Below are 23227 nucleotides of genomic sequence, written 5' to 3' on the forward strand. Positions count from 1 at the left end.
ACCGCACGTACGGTGGTGTGAGAAGGCGACGGGGGCAACCCCGTCCCTTACTCGATTCCGATCAAAAATTCATGGAGTATATGCCTAACTACCATGTAAATTAAGCGGCTTTATGTTGTTGCTTTGCCAGTATATTTTTAAGTCGGCATTCTGGGCTCGACCGGCACTTCAGATCTCGATGACGACTTCAAACTGAAATTAAACGGCGCCTGATGCGCCGTTTTTTGTCTGCGGGTTTATGCGTGTTTATGCGTGTTGATCCGTATTTGCCGATTCATGTCTGGGTGATGATCGGCACGCGTCCGGTCGGCACCAGCGCCCGCGCCCGGTCGCAATGGCCCGGCTGATCGTCGAAAAACATATGCGGCTTGAACGCCTGCAGCACATCCGACTTGGCGACGCCGCCCATGAAGAAGGTTTCGTCGATCGCCACGTCCCACGCGCGCAGAGTGCGGATCACCCGTTCGTGTGCCGGCGACGAGCGTGCGGTGACCAGCGCGGTACGGATCGGCGCGGCGCGGCCATCGGCGTTCTTGAAATTATTCTGGATGAACGACAGCGCCTTCAGCAACCGTGCGAACGGGCCTTCCGGCAGCGGCTTCAAGGCGTTCTCGCGCTCGTGCCGCTCGAATGCTTCGATCCCCTGTTGCTGAAAAATCCGTTCCGATTCATCGGAAAAAATCACAGCGTCACCATCGAAGGCGATCCGGATCTGGTCGAGTTCCTGCAGCACATTTTCGGGTTTCTGATACAGCAGCGCCGACGCGACGCCGGAATTGACCGCGGCCTGCACGTCGTCCTCATGCAGCGACAGGAACAGGCTGACATTGAACGCCTGCAGATACGGTGCCAGCGACGCGCCGCCGGATAGCACCGCACGGGTGATGTCGAGTCCGTAATGCTCGATCGAATTGAAGATGCGCATCGAGGTCTCGGAGGAATTGCGCGACATCACCACCACTTCGACGAAGCGCCGCTCCGGCGTCAATGCGTTCAGCTTCAGCAGCGCGCGCACCAGCGCAAAGCCTGCGCCCAGCTTCAGAATTTCATTTTCATTGGCGATCTGGTGGCGGCGGTAGGCGTCCAGCCCCTGATTGCGGAAGATCGCTTCTTCCGCTTCCAGGTCGAACAGGGCGCGCGATGAGATACCGACGACGAGCAATTTATCGAGCGAGACGGGCATGGTGTCCTTGTTCCTGCGTGCCGGGAAGTGGCAAAGGTGAATGGGTATGCGCCATTATAAAGAGGTTGAAGCGGGAGCTTAGCGCGGAGCGTTGAGCAGGAGCTCCGCGCAATCAAGGCCGTCCCAGGAACAGGTAATAGCTAGAATTGCCATCCAGCGCGCGGCCATACGCCAGGTACAGCGGACCGAGCGGGCTGTCGAGCGCAACGAAGACCGACATCGATTTCACGACGCCGCCGGGCGATCCGCCGATCAACTGGTGGCCGACCTTACCGGCCTCCAGCGAAAAGCCGGCGTAGGCGCCTTCCAGGAACGGCGCGTTGGCCAGTTTGTTCATGTAGGTCAGGCTGGCGAACTGGACCGATTCGCCAAAAAATTGACCGGTGCGGTAACCGGACAGCTGCTGCAAACCGCCGAACTGGAATTGATCGTAGATCGGCAGCGGGTTCCGGCCGATCGCGCCGCCGGCCCTGACGCCGAGCAGCAGCGTATGCCGGCCGACCGAATGCGCGCTCACGAAGTCGGCACTCCAGCGGTTGTAGTCGTCTTGCGCCCCGAGCGACTGGCGCGATGCCAATAGAGTGAGGTTGCCGCCGTAACCATCGCGCGGGAAGTTCCAGCTGTCCAGCTGATCCAGATACAGGTGCCCAGTAAAGCCTCCTTTGCCAATGTTGACGCCCGCCTGCGGCAGGACCGTCTGGCCAGTATCGACATTGTAGTGAAGGTTGCCGCGCATCATGCCAAACCGCAGCTCGCCGTATTTGCCGAACTGGCTGCCGACATCGACCCCGGCCTGGGCATCGTACACATTCAGGCTGGCAAAGCGCGTGTTGCCGTTGAACAGGTCGATCGGCCGCCGTTCGATGCCGATTCTTGGCGCCACGAACAGGTATTGCCGCTCATCGAGCGGCTGGTGCAATTCGGTGGTCAGCCGGCTGCTGCGGCCGACCTGCAGGTCGGTGCGCCATTCGGCGCCGAGTGAATTGAGCCAGGTCTTGCGATAGCTGCCGAGCAGGTTGAAAAACGCATCGCCGCGGAAATCGCTGGAGAGCCCGAGGCCGATGCGCAGGTAACTCGGGCCCCAGGATTTCTCGCTGGTCTTGATCGCCAGCATCCGCTGGCCGTCTTCATCGGGGCTGATGCGGTAGTTGACGTGCTCGAAATCGCCGCGGCCGTAGATGCGGCGGATGTCGCGATCCAGGGTTTGTGCTCGATCGCTACGCCGACCTTGGTCTCCATTGTCGCTTCGACCACCGCCGGATTCATCCGTTGCAAGCCATCGACCCGAATCTTGTGCACCGGCCGCAGATCCGGCGGCGCCAGCGTGACTTTATCGGCTTGCAGTTCCGCATAGTCTTCGACCGACAGGCTGTAGGGCGCCAACTGGGCCGCCACCTTGCGCGCCGCGGCTTCACCGATCGGTACCGTCAGACCCAGATGATCGAAGTCGGTGGCCGAAAAATCGCCCAGTTCGGGTGCAATGAGAATGTCCTTCGGCCCCAGCGATGCCAGCGAGGCCTGCACGTTTTGTTCCGTCAGGATGTTGATCATCTGCAGCGTGACCCCGAACACCGATGTGATCGCCTCGCGCTGCAGCAGCGGGGTACCGAGGTTGACCGCGATGACGATGTCGGCCCCCATTGCGCGCGCCACGTCGACCGGCAGATTACGCGCCAGGCCGCCGTCGACCAGCAGCTTGCCATCGATCTCGACCGGGTCCATCGCGGCCGGGACCGACATGCTGGCGCGCATCACGCTGGCCAGTTCACCATCGCGAAACACCACCATCTGGCCGCTGGCGATATCGGTTGCTACCGCCCGGAATGGAATCGGCAATTCGTCGAAATTGATGTAACCCGGCGTCTTCGCCAGCTTGCGCAATTCCGCTTCCAGCACGATGCCGGAGACGATGCCTTTCGGCAGCAGGATCTTGCCGTCGCGGACACCGAGTTCCGGGCTGAAATACAAGGTCTGATCGTCCTGCTTGCGATGGATCGGCACGTCCTGGCGCGGCGGCTTGTCCTTGAACAGGGTCTCGCTGGTGATGGACTTGAGTTGTTGTTCCATTTCCGCGATCGACGCGCCGGCCGCGTAGCTGCCGCCGACGATCGATCCCATGCTGGTGCCGGCGATGCAGTCGATCGGGATCCGCATTTCTTCCAGTACTTTCAACACGCCCACATGCGCCGCGCCGCGGGCACCACCACCGGACAGCACCAGGCAGATACGCGGGCGCGCCGGCTTGTTCGCGACACGGCCGTCGACCGCATGAACGGTGGCCGGATCAGCGGCCAGCAGTGCGCTCGTGAGCAAGGCAATCAGCTGCAGCGGCATCGCGCGCGTGCGCGCAAGGAATGATGAGATGAACGACATGGCCGGTCCCTGGCGATTTTCGAAATGATTCGGGTGTGATCGATGCGACGCTGCGGCGCGTCTGGCCAATTCGTGGCGCCGGCTTAAGCGAAAATCCGGCGGCCGGCAGCAGGCGCCATATTCAGCTAAACAAGTCGGGAAAGCAAGAACAGGACGGATGCGGCGATCCAGCGTTGTTATAAGTAGGTGGTTTGCTTGCCGAATGATTCACAACACAATATCGGCGTGGTGCGCACGGCGCTAGCGGGAACCCGATGGCGACCGACATTTTTTTCGCGATTTGGCGGCACCGAGGGAGACCAAGAATTGGCTATTGCTGCGGGGGGAGGGGGCCGGTCCAGACCCCTGATCAGGATCGTTCCGCGGCGTTAATCCCCATCGGTACAGGTCGCAACCGATGCAACCGTATAGCGCAGCTCGGTCAGGTCGACACCATTTTCCAGGCGCGCCACGAACAGGTTCAGCGGTTCGGCTTGACGCGCCGCCACATGCATCGCGACAGCGGTATGTTGCCCGGCGGGCGTACGCGGCGGCATTTTCAGTTCCAGCAAGGTCAGGCCGATGCGGCGCGCATGGGCCAGCACCCATTCAAGCGTTGCGTAAATTTCGCCACCTTCGATCCCGAAAGTGAGCTGCATCTGGTGTAGGAGAGGATGTGTTTGCATGCGAATACTGTATCAAAGCGTCCGCAAAATAGGATTCTTATATTCTCTGTAAATCGCAAAAATGAAGATGAATTGACTATCAATATGTATAATCAATAAATTATTATCTATTTATCGAGCGAGATGGGAAATTCTGCAAAACTGGACGAGATCGACCGCCGGATTCTGCGCGAACTGCGCCGCGATGGCCGCCTGAGTAACCTGAAGCTGGCGGAACGGGTCGGCCTGTCTGCGACGCCGTGCTGGAACCGGGTCAAGGCGCTGGAAGAACGAGGTGTGATCGAAGGCTACGCGGTGCTACTCAACCAGAAGGCGCTCGGCCTGCCCGATACCGTGATCATCGAGGTGACGCTGGATCGCCACGACGACGATACGCTCGAGCGTTTTGGCGCGGCGCTGGCGGAATTGCCGGAAGTGGTGGAGGCCTATTTATTGACCGGCGAATACGATTACCTGATCAAGGTCGCCGTCGCCGGCACCGAAGGCTATGAGCAATTCCTGCGCCACAAGTTGTACAAACTGCCGGGCTTGCGCCATAGCCGATCGACCTTTGTGTTGCGCTGCCTTAAAAAAGAACCATCGGTGCAGCCATGAGCATGCTAGGACCTGTGATCAGTCCAATTGGTTGTGCGAATTTGATTGATCACTGGCCCTATTCGGTATGCAGCGACTTCTGTGTGCAACTTTGCTACGATCGGCAGTTCGGTTCCCGCTGAGCAGGACGGCGGGCCCCGTATGCGATCCCGCTAACCATTCCAATCCGACACCGATGAATCTGCATCAACTGCGCTTCGTCCGCGAAGCCGTACGACAGAACTTCAATCTGACCGATGCCGCGAAGGCGCTGACCACGTCCCAACCCGGCGTGTCGAAGTCGATCCTCGAACTCGAACAAGAGCTCGGCGTCGATATCTTCGAGCGCCACGGCAAGCGGCTACGCGGCTTGACTGAACCCGGGCGCACGGTATTACAGTCGGTTGAACTGATCATCCGCGAGATCGAAAGTATCCAGCGCATCGGCAAGGAATTCGCCGCGCAGGATAGCGGCAATCTGACGATCGCCACCACGCATACGCAAGCGCGCTATGCGCTACCCAAGGTGGTGCAGGCATTCGCACAACAGTTTCCGAAGGTGAGGATATCGCTGTTGCAGGGCAATCCGCAGCAGGTCGCCGAGATGGTATTGAAAGATCAGTCCGACCTGGTCATTGCTACCGAAGCGATCGCCGATATACCGGGCCTGATTTCGCTGCCTTGTTATCAATGGGAGCATGTGCTGGTAGTGCCGCCCGGCCATCCCTTGCTGCAATCAGCAAGCATCACACTGCACGACCTTGCCGCGTACCCATTGATCACCTATGACAGCGCATTCGCCGGCCGCAGCAAAATTGATTGCGCTTTCAGCGACTGCGGCTTGCAGGCCGATGTCCAGCTCGAGGCGATCGATGCCGATGTGATCAAGACCTATGTCGAATGCGGACTTGGGATCGGCATCATTGCCGGCATGGCATTCGATTCGCAGCGCGACACCGGATTGCGTGCAATTCCGGCCGGCCATCTGTTTGGCAGCAACGTGTCGCGCATAGCCTTCCGGCGGGGCGCATATCTGCGCAGCTACGTCTATACCTTCATTGAATTGTTGGCGCCGGCGCTGACGCGCGACTTGATCGAACAAGCCATGCTTGGTGCTGCGCATCGCGGTGACGATTAAGCATCGCAGCGTCTTACCGCCGATCGCATCGGCTTTGTGTGACCATCATTCATTAGCAGAATCAGGTGTCGGCCAGTGCTGACAAATCGTGCGCTATCCTCCAACGCGAAGGGCGTCTTGTATGCCTCTGCGGCGGCAGCGTTGCATGGCACCATCGGGGTGTTTAGCAAATTCCTGATGGAAAGGGGCGGTTCCTGGTTATGCGACGCAGTGCCGGTGCTGTCGGTAAACCCATCAACTGAGCACCCCGGTTAATGGACAGTCTGCTGCCGCAAATACTCAGCACGCTTCATCTCAAGATACGCGCCCCGATCCACCTCATGCAACTGCCGCGGATAACGCTCGGTAGCCGCAAACCAGCTCTGCAAACGTTTCTCGAGCTGCGCCGCCGGCGGCGCATTGGCGGCCTCTAAAAAGGTATCGATCGCGAGGTAATAACGCATCGTGTTGCGTTCAATCAGACCACGCACCCCGCCGATATAGTCAGGTTGACCATCGGCCAGCTTGCCGATCACGGTGAACCCCACCTTGCCGCTGCCGATAGTTCCGAGATAGGTCTGCATGGCCAGCCGGCCGGAAAAATTCACTGCGTAAGCATACGTCAGATGCAAGAACGCCTTGGCGTTCGGCAGCGCCACCACTTCCAGCAGGATGCGGTAGTCGCTGGTGCCCATCGGCCCGCGTTTGGCGTTGAGCAAGATTTCGACATATTCCGGGGTCGCCGCAAGGACGCTGTAATTGAATTCGACACGCGCCGCATCGGCCAGTTCTTGGGGCGTTTTCTTGCCGATATTGACTCTCAGGATGGTGCCCGACGGCCTTTCGATCGCGTGACAATATTTGGTGTTGAGGTGCAGGAGCATCACGTCGCACCAGTGTTCCGGATTGTTCAGGCCAGCATTCACCGCGCCAAAAGGGTAATCGACGACCGCGTAAATGTCGCCCTGCAAGCGGCTCGGTGTTTCGGCCGATTCGAGAACCAGCGGCCGCTTGAATTGATTCTGCCGCAGTTGTTGCTCCAGCGACGTGTATTTTGCGCGCAGGGTAGCCACCGGATCCGGCTTCGCGATCGCGCCGTAGGAGACGCCCGCGGCGCAGATCAACACCAGGCATCTGAACCAGCTCACCGAGCTTGACCAAAAACGCTTCTGCATGATCATTCCATCACAGTAAATCAGGACTTCGACTATTCCAGCGGGCGACGCATCACAGCCAATACTCGAGTCTGCGCGCAATCCATTCCTTGAACTGGTCTCCCAGCGGCCGCTGGTCCCATTTATCCTTGGAGATCTCGACCGAACGGCGCAGGTCCTCGACGAACGCATTTTCCATCGCGTTGCCAAATTCGTCGCCAAAGACCACCACGTTGATTTCATTATTGTGCAAGAAGCTGCGGGTATCGATATTGGTCGAACCGACCGTCCCCCAAACCCGGTCGATCACGGCGGTCTTGGCATGCAAGACTGCGATTTGCAGCTGATAGATCTTGATCCCGCTGGCCAGCATTTCACTGTAAAACGATTGCGCCGCATGGAAAACCAGACCGCTGTCAGTCACTCCCGGCAAAATGATTTTGACGTCGACGCCGCGTTGTGCAGCAGCCTTCAACGCCTGCAGAATCTGCGCGTCCGGCACGAAATAGGCGCAGGTAATATGCACCGTATTCTTTGCCTTTTGTATCGCCAAAAAATAAGCCTTGTAAATATCATAATCACCGTCGGGTTCGCTGGCCAGAACCCGGACCAGCTTGTCGCCGACTTCTTTTAACGGGGGAAAGAAATTGCTATCGGGGAGATCGGGCGATTTCTGGCTGGCCCAGTTATTCAGAAATAGCCACTGTAGTGCGGCGACCGCCGGTCCTTCGATCTTGATATGGGTATCGCGCCAGCCGACTTTGGCATCGCGTCGAGATTTCGAGCGGAACAGCGAACTGTTGCCATAGCTATTGCTGATATTCACTCCGCCCGTGAAGGCGACCACACCGTCGACGACCAGAATTTTCCGGTGATCGCGATTGTTCGGCTCCCATGGCCCGATCAGCTTCAGCGGGTTGACGGGATTGAAGGCCAGCAGGTGAATGCCGGCGTCGCGCATTTTATCGAAGAAGGCCTGCGGCGTGCCAATCGTGCCGACACTGTCGTAGATCACATTGACTTGCACCCCGGCGCGTTGGCGGGCGATCAGCAGATCTGCAAAACGGATGCCGAGCTCATCCTGGTCGAAGATATAGGTTTCTAAATTGATGTGATCCGTGGCCGCGCTGATCGCCTGGATCATCGCCGCCATGGTTTGCGGGCCATCATAAAGCAAGGTGACTTTGTTACCGGCGATCAAAGGAGTGCCGGTAGCCGCTTCTTCCAGCGCTGCCAGCGCTGCCAACGTTACGATACCCACGTGCGAATTGTGCCAGCGTCTGGTAAGCAGGGAATTCGATTTTTTGGCGCTCAGAGTGCCTTGCGCATTGGTCACCGTTGGGTTTTCCGGCGCTACCAGCGAACCACTCAGATATCGCACTTCGGGGAGCGCCGCGCAGGCAGTGGCCAGCAGCCCGATTCCGATCACGCTGACGAAACAGGCGATCCATTTAAGACGAACATTGCAGCGCATGAGCCACTCCGGATTCACGCCCGCCAGCGGCGTCACGGATTGCGCACGATTACGCCATCCGTGATTTTGACTTTATCACCAACCCGAAAGCCAGGTTCGGCGGCAAAGGTAACGGTTTGTGTCGCGCCGTTTTGCAGACGAACCAATACCTCATAGTGATTCGAAGCGCGCGAGTTGCCTTCGATGGTACGACCAGCATACGCACCGCCTACCGCACCGGCTATTTCAGCTGCGGTCCGACCCTTGCCGCCGCCGACCTGGCTACCCAGCAAAGCACCGACGACACCACCGCCGATCGTGCCGAGATAGCCGCCTTCGCCTTTGACTTCGATGAGATTGACTGCTTCAACCGTGCCGCAGTTATTGCAAACGCGGGCGACGCGTACTGGCGCCGGGGCTGCCGCGGTTTGCAAGGCTTTACCCAGGATGACGCTGGTAACGCGCTCACCCACGCGCAGATTGGCCGTGACGATGCTGTTCGACGCGATCCGATCGCGATTCCTGATCGTGTAGGTGTTGGCATATTCGCCGCTGCTCACCTCTGGCAACAAGATCTTGCCCTTGACGCCGTTGATGGCGATATCGACTTTTCCGCCAGGGGTGCCGAATATCGTGAAATGCAAATCATTACCGCCGCTTAAGTCAGGAATCGGATCGACATTGAAACGCTCTATTTTTGGCTGCGGCCCCGGCATGGCTATCGCATTGTGCTGACCGACGCCAACTTGCAAGGATTCAGTCAGGACCGCGCTGGCGACCTGATTACCGACGCGCAGATTGGCAGTTACCGGGCTGCGTGCAGCAATGTTGTCGCGGCCGCTGATCGTGTAAGTGCCTTCGTATTGCCCGGCTTCAACTTCAATCAGCGTCAGATTGCGCGTTGCGCCTGCTATGCGCAAGCTCGCCACGCCCCCTGGCGTCCCGTAGAGCTCGAAATTGAGCTCGACCCCGGGGGCCAGTCGACGGACTTCATCGACATTGAAACCTTCAATGCGTGGTGTAGCCTGGGGTCCGCCAGGCTGTTGTGCGTGTACCTGGCCTGGCAGGAGTGCCAACGGCATCAGCGCTGACATGGCGACCACCCCGGCAAAGAATTTTTGTGTAATTTCCATGAATTTCCCCGGTTCATTGATGCGATCGATTCAGATGAATCCATCGACATTACTAATGCCTACGGTCGCAAGATAAACCGGCCTGGCAAGAATGGTCTGTGCGCTAACGAACATGGACGTCCATTGCGATCTTGTTGGACGGATCAACTTACTGACTTGCAGTTGATGCATGACATCAAACGCTACACCTTTCAGCCAAAATATTCTTGAGCACGCATCGTTTCGTTCCGATGGCCCAACTTCTAAGTTGCCTGCCGATAACATTCGGCAGCCAAAATCGCATCCAGGTGCTGCTGATTTCAACCCTCTCCCGGCTAGGCAAAGCGCGTATGTACCAATATCTCCACCGCATGTTCGCGCTTGTCATCAACCAGCGGAATCACCCCATCGTGCTGCTCGATGCCATCCACCTTCACATTATCAGCAACACCTTCGGCACTGCTTTGCGTCACCACAATCCGATACATCGTATCGCGATACCGATAATTTAATTCAAACGTACGCCAGTCACGCGGCAGGCATGGCGTGATAATCAGCTTGTCGCCTGCCAACGTCAAACCCAGCAGCGATTCCACAATCAACCTGTACATCCATCCCGACGATCCGGTGTACCAGGTCCAGCCGCCACGGCCCACGTGTGGCGATACCGCATACACGTCTGCAGCGACGACATAGGGTTCAACCTTGTAGGTGGCAATACCCCTGGCAGTCTTGCCATGGTTGACGGGATTGATCATCTGCAACAATTCCCACGCGCGCTGGTTGTCGCCCATCTTGGCAAATGCCATCACGGTCCAGATCGCCGCATGCGTGTACTGTCCGCCGTTCTCACGTACGCCCGGAACATATCCGCGGATATAGCCGGGATTCTGATCGGATTTGTCGAACGGGGGATCGAGCAACTGGATGATCGAGTCTTCTCGCCGCACCAGCCGGCGGTCGACTGCCTGCATCGCCATCCGCGAACGTTTCGGGTCGCCGGCGCCGGACAATACCGACCAGCTTTGCGAAATGGAATCGATCTGGCATTCGACGTTTTGTGCGGAACCAAGCGGTGTCCCGTCATCGAAATACGCACGGCGATACCATTCGCCATCCCAGCCGTTTTGGTCGATATTCTGCCGTAGCTGAGCAGCTTCGGCAGCGCAACGATCGGAGAAAGTCTGGTCGTTGTGGATCGTGGCGATTTCAGCAAAACGCATCAGCACTTCATAGAGAAAGAAGCTGAGCCAGATGCTTTCGCCTTTGCCGTGTTCACCGACCTTGTCCATGCCGTCGTTCCAGTCACAGGATCCGATCAGCGGCAGGCCATGTGCGCCAAATTTCAATCCTCTTTCAATCGCACGTACGCAATGCGCATATAGCGTCGCGACTTCCTCCGAACGGATCGGCAGGTCATAGTAAGAATCTTCATCCTGATTGACCGGACGGCCTTCGATGAAGTGCACCGTTTCATCCAGGACGCCGGTGTCGCCAGTGCTAATCACATAACGATGAACCGCGAGCGGCAGCCATAGGTAGTCGTCGGAACAGTGGGTCCGGACACCGCGGTCGGTCGGCGGATGCCACCAATGTTGTGCGTCGCCTTCGATGAATTGATGGGCAGCGCACAACAGCAAATGCGCGCGCACCAGTGTCGGCTCGCTGTGCACCAGGGCCATGGTGTCCTGCAACTGGTCGCGGTATCCGAATGCGCCGCCGGACTGGTAGTAGCCGCTGCGCGCCCACAAGCGGCAAGCGATGGTTTGGTACATCAGCCAGCCATTGGCGAGGACATTCAGCGACTCGTCCGGTGTCTTGACTTGTACCGCACCTAGCGTACGCGCCCAGTAGGCTTGCACGGCGTTGAGCGCCTCCTGCGCTGCGGCCCTGCCGCGGTACCGCTGCACGAGATTGCCGACATTGGTGTGACGGGTATCGGCCATGCCGAGCATGAACACGATTTCGCGTTGCTGCCCCTGGCCCAGTTCAAACTCCACCTGCATCGCAGCACATGGGTCAAGACCGGCGCCGAGCTTGCCGGACAAGCGTACACGCTCCATCGCGACTGGGTTTTGCAATGATCCGTTGCGGCCGATGAATTCATTGCGGTCGCCGCTGATGGTACGCGCGGTTGTATCGACATCGAAGAACGCAGTGCGCTCGGTGAACTCAGTATTGTACGGATTGCGCGCAAACAGTGCACCGGTCGCCGGATCGGTTTCGGTGATGATGTGCATTGCCGATTTCGGACGCAGGTCGCCCAGTACCCATTCGACATAACCCGTGGCGGACAGCTTGCGTATCGTGTCGGAATCATTGCGTATGCGCAGCACCGAATATTTGACCGATGCATCCACCGCAACATACACGGTCAGCTCGGACGCGATACCGTCTTCGATATGCTCGAACACGCTGTAACCGAAACCATGCCGCGTGACATAGTCGCCCTCGCCGCGGCGGGGCAGCGGAGTAGGGGACCAGTAGAGTCCGGTCTCTTCGTCGCGCAGATAGAACACTTCGCCGCCGGCGTCGCTGACCGGATCATTGGCCCATGGCGTCAGGCGAAATTCATGCGCGTTCTCGCCCCAGGTGTACGCTTGTCCGCTTTCGGAAATGACGGTCCCGAACTGCGGATTGGCCATCACATTGACCCACGGCGCAGGCGTGACGTGCTGGGCTGAGGTGGTGATCACATATTCGCGTCCATCCGGCGTGAAACCACCAATGCCGTTCGACAGGATCAGTTCCCGTTTGGGCAAAACAATGCCCTTGCGTGCGGCAATCGATGGGAGATTGCTGGTCGGTACCAGCCGGGGCACGCGCACATCCCGCAGGTCGCGGCGGTTGAGCTGTTCGGCCAGTGTGCCACGGCTGTCAGTCAAGATCACTCGCGCCACCGACTGGAACAGCACCCGGTCTTCATTGGAAATCTGATCGAGCAGTCGCACGAATATGCCGCCCGGACGATCAATCGCGTGGACGCCGGTGACGGTTGAAATCAGCCCCATGATCTGCTCCTGCAAGACCTGCCGGTAACCGTTATGCTCTTCGTTCCAGATCACGAGATCGACAGCCAATCCTTTCGAGCGCCAATATGCATGCGCCTGCACCAGCTGACGCACCAGCTCGATATTTTCCTGATTCTTGATCCGCACCAGCACGATCGGCAGGTCGCCGGAAATTGCATAGCTCCACAAGCCTGATTGTCCGCGTTGATTGTGGATCAGTACGCTGGCATCAGCGCGCAACAGCGGATTGACGTAAATGACCGAGTTGGCCAGACGTCCATATAGTTGCGCATCGGCCTCGCTGGCATTCAGCTGGCGCAGCACGACCTGACTATGGGTCCACGATAGTTCGACGACACGGTCTGCCAGATGACGATCCTGATATTTTTCAATCAGGGTGAGACAGAAATCGCGTGATTCGGCGATGCCGGTCACCATGTCTATGGTTGCCGATTGTTCTGCGTCGAGCGTGATCTGATAACGGATCGCGACGATCGGATCGAGCACCGAACCTTGGTTGCCCGCCAGCGGCCCAAGGCCCTGCATCGCTTGCGGCGCGGCGACGGTATTGCCGCGCCCGATGAATTGCATGCGATCTGTTTCGTACGATATCGCGTCGATGTCGGCGCCATGCACCGCCATCAAATGGAACATCCACGGCATTTTTTCATTCATCGAGCGCGGGCGGCGGGTGCACAGAATGGCGCGGCACGGATGGACGATTTCAGTCTGTACGAACAGGTTGGAAAATGCCGGATGCATCGAATCTGCCGCTGCGGGTGCCAGCACCACTTCCGCATAGCTGGTGATTTCGATGGTTCTGCGCGAGCGCGCGCGATTGGTGATACGGGTACGCCGCAGTTCGATATCGTCTTCCGGCGAAACAACTATTTCGGTGTGCATGTCGAAGTTGTTGTCGCTGCGACGGAATTCGGCGCGGCCTTCGGAGAAGATCACTTCGTAATTCTTCGGCTGTGTCCGTGTCGGCTGGAATGCGGTCGACCAGAAACGGCCATCTTCCATGTCGCGCACATAACAGAACGCGCCCCAGTTATCGCGCGTACTGTCTTCACGCCAGCGGGTAATCGACAGGTCGTTCCAGCGACTGTAGCTGCCGCCGGCGCTGGTGATCATCACGTGGTAACGCCCGTTGGACAACAGCTGAATTTCCGGTGTTCGGGAGTCGGGACGCTGCAGTACACGCAGTTGCATTTCCTGATCCATCGATACAGTGCGGATATCGGCCAAGTCCGTTGTGTTCGAATAGGTCGCGGTCGCTTTCGGCACGCGCTCATGCAGCAGCGACATGGTCGCCTGGAACAGCGGATCGGACTCGAAACGCTTTTGTAACGGACGGTCGAGTAGCAGATACGCCAGCGACAGGAAACCCATGCCTTGATGATGCGCCATAAACGAACGGATCACCGCATGGGTCTGTCCGCGCGGCAGCCGTGACGGCGTGTAATCGATCGCTTCATAGAAGCCGAACTTGCCTTCGAATCCTTCGGCGGACAAATGCTGCAGGTTGGTACATGCTTCTGCCGGCGCCACCATCAATGCCATCATCGATGCATACGGTGCGATCACCAGATCGTCGCCGAGGCCGCGCTTGAAGCCGAGACCGGGCACGCCGAATGCGCGGTACTGATAATTCAGGCTGGCATCGAAGGTGTTGTAGCCGGATTCCGAAATGCCCCAGCGCACACCGCGCTGGATGCCGTATTCGATCTGCCGTTCAACTGCGGAATGATAGGTCTGATCGAGCAGGGTGTTGGCAAAGGTCGGCATCACCAGCAGCGGCATAAGGTATTCGAACATCGACCCACTCCACGACAACAGGATCGGCTCGCCGCCGGCGACGGTGAGCTGGCGTCCGAGGGCGAACCAGCTTTCTTGCGGTAGTTGCCCGTGCGCGATGGCGACGAAGGTGGCGAGCCGTGCTTCGGAGGCCAACAGGTCATAGGAGCTGGCATCGCGGCGGCGTTCGGTGACGTTGTAACCGATCGCCAGCAGGTGCGTGGCAGGATCGTACAGGAAGCCGTATTCCTTCCGCGAAAACTCTTCTGCTTGCATCGCGAGCTGTTCGATCAACAGCATGCGTTCAGCGGCGTGGCGGCTGCCTTCGGACACCATGAGATTGAGAGCCGAGGCACGTTCCACCTCTTTCGGATTGGTGTGGGCGGCCAGCCGCTGTCCAAGCGCCGGCGCCAACCTGGTGTGGATCCGCGCCAGCTGGCGCAACGTTGGAATCTCGCCGAGTTCGGGGAAGTCACCGATCCATTCGGACGGTGCGAGTATCTGTGTCCACGGCGTCAGGAAGCTGAGTTCAGCTAACGCTTCACGGCACTGACTTTCCAGCGCGCGTGCCCATACATTCAATTGCGTGTCGGGCACGGTGTCGAGGCTGGCGAGGAAGGTCGCGGCGGAGTGGGTCAGCCGCTCCAGGCAATCGTGGGCGACCATCAGTGTGTCCGGTGCAAACTGGCAGGCGGACTCGAGGTCTTTCTCAAACTGGATCAATTTCGCCAGCGGTGCGCTGCCTGCAGTGTCGCGCAGGATTTCATAGGTATCGCGGATGCCGGGGAATACGCGGGCACCGAGGATCGGTGTATCGAGCAATTCGGTCAAGCCGGGCCGCAGCGTGAGCAGATGACCGGCAAGATTGCCGCTGTCCACCGCCGATACATACATCGGGTGCAGCGGTTTCAGGTATTGCGTGTCGTACCAGTTGTAGAAATGTCCCTGATAACGTTCCAGGGCGGCCATGGTCCGCAGGGTATTTTGAGTCCGTTCGATCAATTGCCCGGCGGGGATATAGCCGAAGTCATACGCGGCAAGATTGGCCAGTAGCGACAGGCCAATGTTGGTGGGCGATGTGCGGTGCGCGACAGCCGCGACAGGATGTTCCTGCATGTTGTCAGGCGGCAGCCAATTGTCTTCCGGGCCGACGTGGGTTTCAAAAAATAGCCACATCTTGCGCGACAGCGATTTCAGGAACCGCGTCTGCTCATTCGACAAATGCGCGGCGCGGCGTCCGATCGGGCGGCTAATCCAGCATGCAATGGCGGGTGATAAACACCACAGCAGCAGGATCGGTGTGGCTGCTTGCAGTGCATTCTGATTGTCCGCGATCAGATAGGCAGTGGTCGCGACCGCAAGCACGGGTGCGATCCACATCGCTCGATAGTAGGAATACAGCCCGTTGCCTGACTGACGATTCGCCTCGCTCGATGGATTCCATTCCAGCAGTCCCCGGTGCGAGCACAATATCCGCCATAGGGTCCGGAGGATTGCGTCAAGATTGAACCATGCTTCATACGGCAGGAAAATCAGTGTCAACGCAGCATGCGTGAAGTATTGGGTAGTCGATCGCAGCAATGCGGAGAAATGCTGACGGAACAGCACATCCTCCGGCAAGCGTGCGAGGTTAAAGATGAATGTGCAGACCGATGGAATCAGCAGAATGCCGAGCACCGCACAGGTCCAGAACCAGGCCGACGGTAACGTGCTCCAGCCTATCAACAATAATGCCGTCAGCGCAAATGGTACGACGCTGCGGCGCAGATTGTCGAACAGCTTCCAGCGCGACAATGCCGATAGCGGATTGCGGTGGCGACGGAGCTTGCCGGTCGATGCATCGCGTGCGCCGGGTACCCTCGGCAACAGCCACGATGCAATCTGCCAGTCGCCACGTATCCAGCGATGGCGGCGGCTGACATCGGCGCTGTAGCAGGAGGGATATGCTTCATAGAGTTGCACATCGCTCAGCAGGCCGGAACGTGCATAACATCCTTCGAGCAGATCATGGCTAAGGATCCGGTTTTCAGGCATGCGGTCGTGCAACGCATGTTCGAAGGCGTCGACATCGTAGATGCCCTTGCCGATGAACGATCCTTCGCCGAATACATCCTGATAGACATCGGACGCGGTGCGGGTGTACGGATCGATACCAGTTTCGCCACCGCAAAGCAGTTCATAACGCGATGCGTCGGCGCCTGGCAGGCTGACTGCCACGCGCGGTTGCAGGATGCCGTAACCTTGACAGACCCGCTGGCGTTTTTCATCGTACTGCGGGCGGTTCAGCGGATGCGCCATCGTGGCCACGAATTTCCGTGCGGAATCGCGTGGCAATTCCGTATCGGTATCGAGCGTGATCACATACCTGACATTGGTCAGGCCATCGGTATTGCCAACGATCAGGGAGAACGCATCGGCCGCGTCGCCGCGCAAGAATGCGTTGAGGTCGGCCAGCTTGCCGCGCTTGCGCTCGTAACCCATCCAGATTTTTTCCTGTGCGTTCCAGCACCGCGGACGATGCAACAGCAGGAAATTGTCCCCGTGGGTGTCGCGATATTTTTCATTTAGTTCATCAATGTTTTTCTTTGCGCGTTCCAGTATCGCTTCATCGGTTGGCATCGTTTCTGTTTCTGCATCGCCGAAATCGGTCAGCAGGCCAAAACGCAGATTGTCGTCGCGGTTGGCGAGAAAGCGAATTTCGAGCGCCTCGGACAGGCTATCGATATTCTGCTTCGTGAACAGCATCGTCGGGACGACGACGAGCGTGCGCGATTCCGGTGGGATGCCATCAGAAAAATCCATGCGCGGGAGCGGACGCGGTATCGTGATCAAGGTGGCAAGCCAATTCACCATGGATAGCGCAAACTGGCTGGTGGCGACCAGTGCGATCAATGCGACGAGCGCGAGCAACCATTCGTGCACGCCGTCGACATAGGCCTTGGCAACGATGACGCCGGTGGCGGCCAGGGTCAGCAACAGTATGCTGCCAAGATAGATACCCAACGGCGAGCTTCTGCCCATGCGCTGCAGTGCTGCCAGTGGCGGCAAGCGGGAAGCCGCCGCGCGTTCCAATTCCAGCAAACCATTGCCGACCAGATAATAACCAACATGTTTGGTGCGGTCTGCGGCACCAGCCTGCGTCGCATTGGCGCTGGCTAGCCGGATCGCGTTGTCGGCGACGTCGACTTCGGACAGGCGGCTGTACTTGGCAATTTTTTCCACGACATGCCGATAGTGATCGCGCGTCGCGAAATCCATTCGGGTGTAGGTATCGGCCGGGTCTTTGCGCAAAGCATGGTCGACCATACTCATGTTTTCGACAAATTCGCGCCAGTCCATGGCACTGAGAAAGCGTAGGCTACCGATGCTATTGCTGATCGATACCTGGTCGGCGGCTTGCTGCTGCGTATCGAACTGGACCAATTGTTCGATGGTTTGGCCAGACTCCGCCAGATGTTGCGAGAGCCAGGTCAGTGGCAGCGTCAGTGCCGGACTTTGCCCTTGTAGACGCCGCACCAGTTCGGCGACGAATGAACTGTCCATCGGTGGACTGGAACGCGCCATGTCGGCCACCAGCAGGATCAGATTGCTTGGTTCGGTTTCGGCAGTCTCCGCCATTTCATCCGCCCAGGCATCGGCCTGGTTTCGGTTGTGGCGGGTGGTTGCCAGACGGGCGGCGACGCGCCTCAGGTTTTCGATCAACGCGAGGCGCAGCATGATCGGGATCGCCCACAATTCGCCGAGCTTCAGTGTCGTGACCTGCTGGTAGGCGGCGACGAAGCGACTCAGGCTTTCGGGATCGACGCGGCCATCACCGTGTGAAATGGTTTCCAGTGCGATGTCATATACGCGCGGCCTGCCGGCGGAGGTGCCACGCAGCAGGTTCGGCAATTCCTTACTGTAATTTTTTGGAAGATGCCGCTTGGCGGTGCGGATCTGTTCTTCGATCAGGTAGAAGTTGTCGAGCAGCCATTCTGCCGCGGGCGTCACTTGCCGGCCTGCCTTGATTGCCGCGGTCAGCTGCTTGCAGGCATCGATGATGACGTTTTCATTATCGGCGAGGCGCGATAGCAGTCGGTCGCGTCCACGTCCGGTGCTGAGCTTGTGGGCGTTGGCCAGTATGCGTCCGTGTTGCTCCATCTGCCAGGCGCTGAACAATTCTGCGCGTAACGGCAATTCTTCATCTGCTTGCCGGCCGGAAATGCTGCTGGCTAGCAATGCGTTTTTGAAGTCGAGTAGATTATCGCGTAGAAATTTGCTGTCTGGTTTCAATGCTGACGTTTCTTTCTATTCAACGAATTTGGATGAAACGGCTCATGCACGACGCGGTTTGTTGTTCGAGATCCAGTTCTGGCGCGATCAGAAATCGATAACCGTACCGGATCGATTCAGTAAAAGACGCACCGTTCCATCTTTTGGCACGGCGCGGACACAGACTGTTTGATGCTACCGTTGGCTGACGGATCAGATTGTGCGTTAGCGCAGATAAGACAGTGTAGATTCATTGCGGTCTAAGCGCTCGTTCATAGTCTGCGGGGTAACAGAGCAAGCAACGTACCGGTTGCGACCAGGAACTGCATGCGCGTGGTTGCCGCCTGCCGCTCGAACCGGTCATGTTCTCTGACTCGGAATAAAAAAAAGACCCCCGAAGAGGTCTTTCACGCGTGTTTTCAGCCGCAAGCGTTGCTGTCCGCCATAGCTACGACGCACGGAACATCCGACCCGCGATCGTTACCCGACCGGCAGCCGGAATTCCTATGGGGGCGCACTTGAAACGCGCTTACTTCGGAACGACGACGACAGTGCTGCCGCTCTTGCCGGAAGCCCCGGTATCGCCTTTGGCGCCTTCGTATCCTGGCGCGCCAACTTCGCCCTTGGCGCCTTCAGCACCAGCCAAGCCTGCGGAACCGGTTGCGCCGGTTGCGCCAGTTGCGCCAGCCGAGGCACTTGCGCCGGTCGCGCCGGTCGTCCCAGTCGCGCCGGTCGGGCCAGGAACCGCGACCGGGACGACGACTGGTGTTGCTTGACGTTCACAGGCTGTCAAAGCAACGGAACCAACTAGGACCAGCAAAAGAATCGAATATTTCATGGCAAACCCTTTCAATGAATATGAAAATTTCCTGTGCTATTTCGGATAAAAACGCCTTGAAATGCGCAGGTGCTCAAACCGGATTCGTTCACTACATGTGGTGTCGGCTGATACGCGGCCCAAATGATCACCGATGTCACAATCAATTCACACAACAGGCCCTTGAATGCACTCAACAAAATCAAAGGAATGGGCGTTTCGTTGGATCAATTTGACGCATGCACCGGAAGATGGGAACTCGCGGTTCGCTAACGAACATACCGTGAGCCACATTATTCGATGTTAATCGAACCAGCAGTTAACTGTATCCCTTTTGTCAATTCCTGATATTGCACTAAACTTTGACTCCCTGCAGCCGAAAGGTTGCCGGGATATTCTGGCCCCGGCATTTGCTTGAAATAAAAATCTGGATTGTTCCGATGAATCATCGTGGCGGACAGGATCTATGCGTCTAGAAGCGTTCATGATCATGGCCTTGATCAATCATGGAAAAGATGCCTCAAGATCAAGCGGTCCGATCAAGTGGCATTGCTCCATTGTGACTGATTTCACTTACCGTATAGCGCTTTTGCGGAAGCGACACAGCTGTCTTTGGACGCACCTGCCAATGCATCACATTTCTCGATCGCGACCTTGTAGTTGGCATCCTGCTTGTCGTTCCGTGCATCGGTACGTGCCGCCACTACTTTCTTGTCGGCCTTGGCGTCCGCCTTAGCGGAAACATTGGCCGCCTTGGCTTCTTTGATACAGACATCCTTGTCATTGCCGGCTTTGTTGTCGCATTTGGTTTTGGCGACGTCATACTCGGAATTGGCGATGGCAGTACTTGCGCTGGCGCGAGCACTTGGTGTGTTCTTGTACTGAGCTTCTGCTTCCGCTGTGGTGCGTGTGCGTGCGGCTTCGGCCTCGGTTACGCATATTTCCTTCGCATTTGCGGCAAAGGAATTGCATTTTTCCCGTGCAATTTTATATTCGGTAGCGGCACTTTCTTGCGCCGCCTTATAGGTTAATTTATCTTCGGCGGTTGCCGCTGTCGCTACGGTTGCAATGCCCATGGCTGCGGCAATAATTAGAATTGCTGCGAATGCTTTATTCATGTGTTCCTCTTGATGTGGTGAAAAATAGTGCGTGCGGACCACGTCCGCACGCAACAATACCGACCATTAAGATGGACGGCTTTCCTTCAAATATTTTTGAAATGCCTTGATTTGCTTGTCGGCTTCGTCCTTGCTGATGCCATACGACTCTTGAATTTGGCCTTCCAGTTGGTCACGCCTTCCTGCGATGACATCGACGTGATCGTTAGTCAGCTTTCCCCATTGTGCTTTGACCTGGCCTTTGTATTGCGTCCAGTTTCCTTCAATGACGTCCCAGTTCATATCAATCTCCTTGATGAGCGGCTCAATCGGCAAAATTGACGATTGCATCGCTGTATTCCCAGATCAAATTCTCGATTAACCGGGAACGCCGCTGTTTGCACGGCACTCCTGTTAGCGATCCGGTTCTGTCCTTATCCGTATTGAAATTCAACTTTACTTGAGACGCAAAGTTGAATCAGTGCGGTGGCGCACATTGCCGACTATTTTTGAATTTTTGTATGCAGGATGTGGTCGGCAGTTCGAGATTTTTGGCGACCTTCACTGCATGGAGATTCGACAATTGATGTGCGCAGGGTGTTGCGGGGCATGCTCCCGCATAGGAGTGGCGGCGGCAGGGGCGCGCAGCGCCAAGCGGCATCCGCCGCGCCGCCACACAGCGTGGCGCACTGCCACATGCCGAGCCAGATCCTGCGTCGTGCAGGACAGTAGTGTTGTAGAGAATAAATTTTTTTTCACGTATGTGCGGCAGCGAACAGAGCGCCTTGGGGTAACCCGGGATAACGGATGCATGACGGATAGTCGCGCCACAGCCTGTCTGCGCGATGTTACGCAGCCGGTGCGTCAGGGAGATCGACCTGTCTGTCAAGCACGACGAAGCCGTAAAAAGAACAGCAACAGAAACAGCGGTCAGACCGAAATTTTTCGGCGCCGGATTGGTATCGAAACACAGGGGAAACAAATGAAAAAGCTACAACGCCACGGGAAACCGCTCATGTGGCTTTCAGCAGTACTCATGACAGCACTCGTCGCCGGATGTGGCGGCGGCGGTCAAGGTCGAGATCCAATTTTGGGCACAGGCGGCGTTGCCGCACTCGTGCCGCCCACGGTGACTGCCGTAGCCCCGGTCAATAACGCCACTGGCGTGCCGATGGACAACGCCATCATTAACGCCGCCTTTAGTGAGTCGATGGCTCCAATCACCGGCGGAGCGTCCTTTACGGTGACCTGTGCCGCACCTTGCGTAAATCCGACAGGAACAGTGGCGCTTGACGCGACAAACAAAATTGCCACTTTTACATCCGCAAACCCGCTCGCGAGCGCGACCCTCTATACTGCCACGGTCACCGGGGCCAAAAGCCTGACCACCGGCCTCGCACTTGCGAGTCCCTATGTATGGACCTTTACGACGGCAGCGGACACAACGCCGCCCACGGTGACTCTCGTGAATCCGATTGACCCTAGTCCAACTGCGTGTCTCCAAAAAGTAGTCAACGCTACCTTCAGCGAGGCGATGAATCCGACAACGATCAACTCGTCCCCGGCTGGAACGCTGCTCACGTTTACGCTCAAGCAGACAATAGCCGGAACCGATGCACCCGGTATCGTTGCCTACGATGCGCCAACCAAGGTGGCAACTTTTACGGCAACTAGCGATTTCGCGCCCAATACCAACTATACCGCCACCATCTCGACCGCGGCCAAGGACCTGGCCGGCAATGCGCTGGCAAGTAACAAGGTATGGACCTTTACCACAAACGCGTTGCCATGTGCCCCTCCTCCTGTATCGTCAAATCCGCTTGGGACCGCCGCGACATTCGGGACTTTTGGTGGTACCGCAGGGATGACCAACAAGGGAATTCAAACCTTGATCACAGGTAGCGGTGGTCGCACTGCTGACATCGGGACTATCGCTACTGATACTTCGGCGATAACCGGATTCCAGGATTCGGCATTAGATGTCTATACGGTAGTGCCGGGCGTTAATCAAGGAATTGTGACCGGAAAGATCTACTCGTGTACCACTTCTACCACTGGTCCAACGAACCCAACCAACGGTGTAAATGCCGCCTCATGCGCAAAAGCGACCCAAGCCCGTCTCGACGCCCAAACCGCGTATCTGGCCTTGGCGGCATTGCCGGTTACCGGAACCGCGGCCGCCAATCTCGCCGGTCTAACCCTCGCCCCCAACGTCTATAAAGCCGCCTCGGGATCGTTCCTGATTGAAGGAGGAGATCTGACCCTCGACGCCCAGGGTGATGCGACCGCTGTATGGGTGTTCCAGATGGCGACCACGCTCACTGTGGGTGGCCCGGGTGCGGCAGCCCCTCAAAGCGTCAAGCTGATCAACGGGGCCTTGGCCAAGAACGTCTATTGGCAGGTCGGCAGTGCCGCGATCATCAACGCAGGAGGCGGCGGCGGCATGGTAGGAACCATCATTTCTCAGGCGGGAGCCGCGTTCTCCACCTCTGGCAACGTCGCACCCGTGACGCTGAACGGCAGGGCGCTGTCGCTGGGTGCTTCCGTTACGCTGGTGAACACAGTCATTACCGTTCCGGCACCGTAAGGTTCGAGATACTAAGGGCCGGCAGAAATGACTCTGC

General features: G+C 57.7%; 14 protein-coding genes. 3 read left to right on the forward strand and 11 right to left on the reverse strand.

The features are described 5' to 3' along the window. Positions 1–274: 274 nt before the first annotated feature. The 4 genes from ACFOFO_RS22375 to ACFOFO_RS22390 all read right to left on the reverse strand — a co-directional run bounded on the left by ACFOFO_RS22375 (position 275) and on the right by ACFOFO_RS22390 (position 4221). Positions 275–1183, reverse strand: coding sequence for a 5'-nucleotidase (locus ACFOFO_RS22375; RefSeq protein ID WP_390322748.1), 909 nt, complete (start codon positions 1181–1183; stop codon positions 275–277). A 112-nt stretch (positions 1184–1295) separates the two neighbouring features. Beyond that, a complete protein-coding gene (locus tag ACFOFO_RS22380) occupies positions 1296–2066 on the reverse strand; it encodes a BamA/TamA family outer membrane protein (RefSeq protein ID WP_390327905.1) in 771 nt (256 codons plus the stop codon). A gap of 44 nt (positions 2067–2110) precedes the next feature. After that, positions 2111–3556, reverse strand: coding sequence for a patatin-like phospholipase family protein (locus ACFOFO_RS22385; protein ID WP_390332904.1), 1446 nt, complete (start codon positions 3554–3556; stop codon positions 2111–2113). A gap of 368 nt (positions 3557–3924) precedes the next feature. After that, entirely contained in the window at positions 3925–4221 is a 297-nt protein-coding gene (locus ACFOFO_RS22390; protein ID WP_390332905.1) for a hypothetical protein, read from the reverse strand. 123 nt (positions 4222–4344) lie between these two features. Between ACFOFO_RS22390 and ACFOFO_RS22395 the strand changes: the two genes are divergently transcribed. After that, positions 4345–4815, forward strand: coding sequence for an Lrp/AsnC family transcriptional regulator (locus tag ACFOFO_RS22395; RefSeq protein ID WP_390322752.1), 471 nt, complete (start codon positions 4345–4347; stop codon positions 4813–4815). Positions 4816–4990: 175 nt separating this feature from the next. Beyond that, complete coding sequence (locus ACFOFO_RS22400; RefSeq protein ID WP_390322753.1) at positions 4991–5932, forward strand: CysB family HTH-type transcriptional regulator; 942 nt, start codon at positions 4991–4993, stop codon at positions 5930–5932. 251 nt (positions 5933–6183) lie between these two features. Here ACFOFO_RS22400 and ACFOFO_RS22405 read toward each other — a convergent pair whose 3' ends face one another. The 7 genes from ACFOFO_RS22405 to ACFOFO_RS22435 form a co-directional block, all read right to left on the reverse strand. Then, positions 6184–7086, reverse strand: a complete 903-nt coding sequence (locus tag ACFOFO_RS22405; RefSeq protein WP_390332908.1) for a hypothetical protein — start codon at positions 7084–7086, stop codon at positions 6184–6186. A 52-nt stretch (positions 7087–7138) separates the two neighbouring features. Further along, positions 7139–8539 (reverse strand): cardiolipin synthase, encoded by a 1401-nt coding sequence (gene cls / locus ACFOFO_RS22410; RefSeq protein WP_390332909.1) that lies wholly within the window; start codon positions 8537–8539, stop codon positions 7139–7141. 32 nt (positions 8540–8571) lie between these two features. Continuing rightward, positions 8572–9651: a glycine zipper 2TM domain-containing protein gene (locus ACFOFO_RS22415; protein ID WP_390322756.1), complete on the reverse strand. Its 1080-nt coding sequence runs from the start codon at positions 9649–9651 to the stop codon at positions 8572–8574. A 314-nt stretch (positions 9652–9965) separates the two neighbouring features. Further along, positions 9966–18710, reverse strand: a complete 8745-nt coding sequence (locus ACFOFO_RS22420; RefSeq protein WP_390332911.1) for a glycoside hydrolase family 94 protein — start codon at positions 18708–18710, stop codon at positions 9966–9968. A 508-nt stretch (positions 18711–19218) separates the two neighbouring features. After that, positions 19219–19527 carry a collagen-like protein gene (locus ACFOFO_RS22425; RefSeq protein WP_390322761.1) on the reverse strand — a complete coding sequence of 103 codons (309 nt, stop codon included), beginning with the start codon at positions 19525–19527 and terminating at the stop codon, positions 19219–19221. Between the two features lie 548 nt (positions 19528–20075). Then, complete coding sequence (locus ACFOFO_RS22430) at positions 20076–20624, reverse strand: hypothetical protein (RefSeq protein ID WP_390322762.1); 549 nt, start codon at positions 20622–20624, stop codon at positions 20076–20078. A gap of 66 nt (positions 20625–20690) precedes the next feature. Next, positions 20691–20906 carry a CsbD family protein gene (locus ACFOFO_RS22435; RefSeq protein ID WP_390327909.1) on the reverse strand — a complete coding sequence of 72 codons (216 nt, stop codon included), beginning with the start codon at positions 20904–20906 and terminating at the stop codon, positions 20691–20693. Between the two features lie 679 nt (positions 20907–21585). Here ACFOFO_RS22435 and ACFOFO_RS22440 point away from each other — a divergent pair. Beyond that, positions 21586–23190, forward strand: coding sequence for an ice-binding family protein (locus tag ACFOFO_RS22440; protein ID WP_390332913.1), 1605 nt, complete (start codon positions 21586–21588; stop codon positions 23188–23190). Positions 23191–23227 lie beyond the last annotated feature (37 nt).

It is taken from the genome of Pseudundibacterium arcticum, assembly GCF_042646465.1.
In the GTDB taxonomy this organism is placed as follows: domain Bacteria; phylum Pseudomonadota; class Gammaproteobacteria; order Burkholderiales; family Burkholderiaceae_D; genus Undibacterium_A; species Undibacterium_A arcticum.